Origin of the sequence: Streptococcus mitis (genome assembly GCF_047464035.1) — a bacterium.
Classification (GTDB): Bacteria; Bacillota; Bacilli; order Lactobacillales; family Streptococcaceae; genus Streptococcus; species Streptococcus mitis_DX.
In genome coordinates this window covers 1-4,206 of sequence record NZ_JASHCQ010000042.1, presented here as the reverse complement: position 1 = coordinate 4,206, position 4,206 = coordinate 1, and the positions used below count along the sequence as shown (strand labels likewise).

Below are 4,206 nucleotides of genomic sequence, written 5' to 3'. Positions count from 1 at the left end.
CATATGAATCTTTCTAATGAGTTGTTTGGTCACTTTTCATTATAGATCTTATGGGACTTTTTTTCTACACAAAAATAGGCTCCATAAGATTCATAGGGGATTTACCCACTACAAATATTATAGAGCCGATATTATTTTATCAGATTATCGTTGGCGTGTTAAAGAAGGCAAAAACATTTTGGAATAGGATAACAAAGGAGAAAGCCTTGGCGCTCTCTCCTTGTTTTATTCATTAAATTGTCAGAAAATTTATTGACAGATTAAATAAATCATGTTACAGTAATATCCGCAGGTATCTTTCAGTACCAAATCTACATGAAAGGATGGGGTATGAAACTTTCTCATTATTTAATTGGCTTACTTCTACTCCTAGTCTTTCTCTCTATTAGCATTGGGACCAGTGATTTTTCATGGGGAAAACTCTTTGCTCTGGATCATGAAACTTGGCTTCTCTTTCAAGAGTCCCGTCTTCCAAGAACCATCAGTATTCTCCTGACGGCCTCTAGTATGAGTATGGCAGGACTTCTCATGCAGACTATCACTCAAAATCAGTTTGCTGCTCCAAGCACAGTTGGAACGACTGAAGCTGCCAAACTGGGAATGGTGCTGAGCCTCTTTGTCTTTCCGTCGGCTAGTCTGACCCAAAAGATGCTCTTCGCTTTTGTTTCATCCATCGTATTCACCCTCTTCTTCCTAGCCTTTATGACTATTTTTTCTATAAAGGAAAGGTGGATGTTGCCTCTGATTGGGATCATCTATAGCGGGATTATCGGTTCTGTGACAGAAGTTATCGCCTATCGTTTCAATCTGGTTCAGAGTATGACTGCCTGGACCCAGGGCTCCTTCTCCATGATTCAGACCCATCAGTATGAGTGGCTCTTCTTAGGCCTCATCATCCTGATAGCCGTTTGGAAATTATCCCAAACCTTCACCATCATGAATCTAGGAAAAGAAACTAGCGAAAGTTTGGGGATTTCCTACTCCCTACTTGAAAAACTGGCCCTCTTTCTGGTGGCGCTAACGACAAGTGTCACCATGATTACCGTGGGTGGCTTACCATTTCTCGGAGTTATTGTTCCCAATCTTGTTCGCAAGCACTATGGAGATAATTTGAGTCAAACCAAACTCATGGTCGCACTGGTTGGGGCCAATCTAGTTCTGGCCTGCGATATCCTCTCTCGAGTCTTGATTCGACCCTATGAGTTGTCTGTCAGTCTTCTACTAGGAATCATTGGTAGCCTCGTCTTTATCCTACTTCTATGGAGAGGGGGACGAAAAGATGCAGTCTAAAAGCAAACATACTAAGCTATTCTGCCTTCTCATTATTCTGGCCATCGGAGCTTGTCTCCTCTATTTTTGGCCCATCACTCACTTGTCAGCCTTTGCCTGGAAGCTACGTTCCCAAAAGATCATCGTTTATCTCTTGGTAGCCATTGCGACTGGGATTTCGACCATTAGTTTTCAAACCCTGACGGAAAATCGCTTCCTGACGCCAAGTATTTTAGGAATCGAATCCTTCTACGTCCTACTGCAAACTCTACTACTGGTTTTTGAAAGCAAGTTTCTTCAACTTGGCAAGTCCCCTATCTTAGAATTCCTAATCTTACTTCTCATCCAATCCCTCTTCTTTTTCGCCTTACAAGGCTACTTGAAGGCACTAATGAAGCAAGACCTGGTCTTCATCCTGTTGATCTGTCTAGCACTCGGAAGTCTCTTTCGAAATATCAGTACCTTCCTTCAGGTCCTGATGGATCCAAACGAATACGATAAACTGCAGAACAGTCTTTTTGCCTCCTTTCAACATCTCAACACTTCCATCCTAGCCATCGGTTCTCTGATTATCCTTGCTTTGACCATCTTTTTCTTTCGAAAAGCAGTCATTCTGGATGTCTTGCACCTACAAAGAGAAACGGCTCAGATATTGGGACTCGATGTTGAAAAAGAACAGAAAGAACTCCTCTGGGGCATCGTGCTTTTGACTTCAACGGCTACTGCCTTGGTAGGACCTATGGCCTTCTTCGGCTTTATGCTGGCTAACCTCACCTACTTAATCGTCAAAGACTATCGACACAAGTTACTCTTTATCGTAGCCATTCTGATTGGATTTATCAGTTTGACCTTGGGGCAAACCCTCATCGAACGAGTCTTTGCGCTGGAAATTCGCATCAGCATGATCATTGAGAGTGTTGGGGGTTTCTTATTCTTTATCTTACTCTACAGGAGGGCGCGTCAGTGAAACTGGAAAACATTGACAAATCCATTCAAAAACAGGATATTTTGCAAGACATTTCGCTTGAAGTCAGTCCTCAGAAACTGACAGCCTTTATTGGTCCAAATGGTGCTGGAAAATCGACTCTCCTCTCCATCATGAGCAGACTGACCAAGAAAGATCAGGGAATTCTCAGTATCAAAGGCCGTGAAATCGAGAGTTGGAATTCACAAGAACTGGCTCAAGAACTGACTATCCTAAAGCAGAAAATCAATTACCAAGCCAAATTGACTGTTGAAGAACTGGTCAGTTTTGGACGTTTTCCCTACAGCCGAGGTCGACTAAGACCAGAAGATTGGGAAAAAATCCGAGAAACTCTGGACTATCTGGAACTGACAGACTTAAAAAACCGCTACATCGATAGCCTGTCTGGAGGACAACTCCAGCGTGTCTTTATAGCCATGGTACTAGCCCAAGATACAGACTTTATCTTACTAGACGAACCACTCAACAATCTCGACATCAAGCAAAGCGTCAGCATGATGCAGATTCTTCGGCGACTGGTGGAAGAACTCGGAAAGACCATTATCATCGTCCTCCACGATATCAACATGGCCAGTCAGTATGCAGATGAGATTGTCGCCTTCAAGGATGGTCAAATCTTTAGCAGGGGAACAACCAATCAAATCATGCAGGCTGACCTGCTCAGTCAACTTTATGAGATTCCTATCACGCTAGCTGATATCAATGGCAAAAAGATTTGTATCTATAGCTAGTAAGTCAGAAACTCGAGTTAGAAGAAACTTTGTCTCTTAGTCAATAAGACCAAGAGATTCCCTAAATCGTTATCACATTTTAAAAAGGAGAAATCATGAAAACATCCCTTAAATTTTATCTCACTGCCCTAGTGGCTAGTTTCTTACTCCTACTTGGTGCATGTAGTACAAACACAAACTCAAGCACTAGTAAGTCGGAAACAAGCAGCTCTGCTCCAACAGAGGTAACCATTAAAAGTTCACTAGGTGTAGTCACACTTTCAAAAGTCCCTGAAAAGATTGTGACCTTTGATCTCGGTGCTGCGGATACTATTCGCGCTTTAGGTTTTGAAAAGAATATCGTCGGAATGCCTACAAAAACTGTTCCGACTTATCTTAAAGACCTAGCTGGAAAAGTTAAAAATGTTGGTTCTATGGTTGAGCCAGACCTAGAAGCCCTTGCTGCTCTTGAACCAGACCTAATTATCGCTTCACCACGTACCCAAAAATTCGTAGATAAGTTCAACGAAATCGCTCCGACTGTTCTCTTCCAAGCAAGCAAGGACGACTACTGGACTTCTACCAAGACTAATATCGAATCCCTAGCAAGCGCCTTCAGCGAAACAGGTACACAGAAAGCCAAGGAAGAATTGGCCAAGCTTGACAAGAGCATTCAAGAAGTCGCAACTAAAAATGAAAGTTCTGACAAAAAAGCCCTTGCCATCCTCCTCAACGAGGGAAAAATGGCAGCCTTTGGTGCCCAATCTCGTTTCTCTTTCTTGTACCAAACCTTGAAATTCAAGCCAACTGACACTCAATTTGAAGACTCTCGCCACGGACAAGAAGTCAGCTTTGAAAGTATCAAAGAAATCAATCCTGACATCCTCTTTGTCATCAACCGTACCCTTGCCATCGGTGGGGACAACTCTAGCAACGACGGTGTCCTAGAAAATGCCCTTATCGCTGAAACACCTGCCGCTAAAAATGGTAAGATTATCCAACTAACACCAGACCTCTGGTATCTAAGTGGAGGTGGACTTGAATCAACCAAACTCATGATTGAAGACGCACAAAAAGCCTTGAAATAGGTAACTTCAAACTCAATTTAAGTAAAATTGGCTCTATAATATTTGTAGTGGGTAACCCCCTATAGATATTATAGAGCCGATTTTTGTGTAGAAAAAAAGTCCCATAAGATCTATAATGAAAAGCGATCAAACAACTCATTAGAAAGATTCATAT

General features: G+C 42.2%; 4 protein-coding genes. All 4 read left to right on the top strand.

Annotation, left to right across the window (positions count from 1 at the left end; all coding sequences use genetic code 11):
* Positions 1-330: 330 nt before the first annotated feature.
* The gene (locus QM818_RS08885) at positions 331-1,290 is read left to right on the top strand and encodes an ABC transporter permease (RefSeq protein ID WP_261081330.1); all 960 of its coding nucleotides are present in this window, start codon (positions 331-333) and stop codon (positions 1,288-1,290) included.
* The gene (locus QM818_RS08880) at positions 1,280-2,236 is read left to right on the top strand and encodes an iron chelate uptake ABC transporter family permease subunit (protein WP_414300176.1); all 957 of its coding nucleotides are present in this window, start codon (positions 1,280-1,282) and stop codon (positions 2,234-2,236) included. The genes QM818_RS08885 and QM818_RS08880 overlap by 11 nt, the downstream gene beginning before the upstream one ends.
* Complete coding sequence (locus QM818_RS08875; protein WP_261081332.1) at positions 2,233-2,985, top strand: iron ABC transporter ATP-binding protein; 753 nt, start codon at positions 2,233-2,235, stop codon at positions 2,983-2,985. Before QM818_RS08880 ends, QM818_RS08875 begins: the two co-directional genes overlap by 4 nt.
* A 95-nt stretch (positions 2,986-3,080) precedes the next feature.
* Complete coding sequence (locus QM818_RS08870) at positions 3,081-4,052, top strand: siderophore ABC transporter substrate-binding protein (protein ID WP_265472978.1); 972 nt, start codon at positions 3,081-3,083, stop codon at positions 4,050-4,052.
* Positions 4,053-4,206: the final 154 nt, after the last annotated feature.

Excerpts from the sequence above, each read along its gene's own strand:
- QM818_RS08885 (WP_261081330.1), top strand. The coding sequence starts at position 331 with ATGAAACTTTCTCATTATTTAATTGGCTTACTTCTACTCCTAGTCTTT.
- QM818_RS08880 (WP_414300176.1), top strand. The coding sequence starts at position 1,280 with ATGCAGTCTAAAAGCAAACATACTAAGCTATTCTGCCTTCTCATTATT.
- QM818_RS08870 (WP_265472978.1), top strand. The coding sequence starts at position 3,081 with ATGAAAACATCCCTTAAATTTTATCTCACTGCCCTAGTGGCTAGTTTC.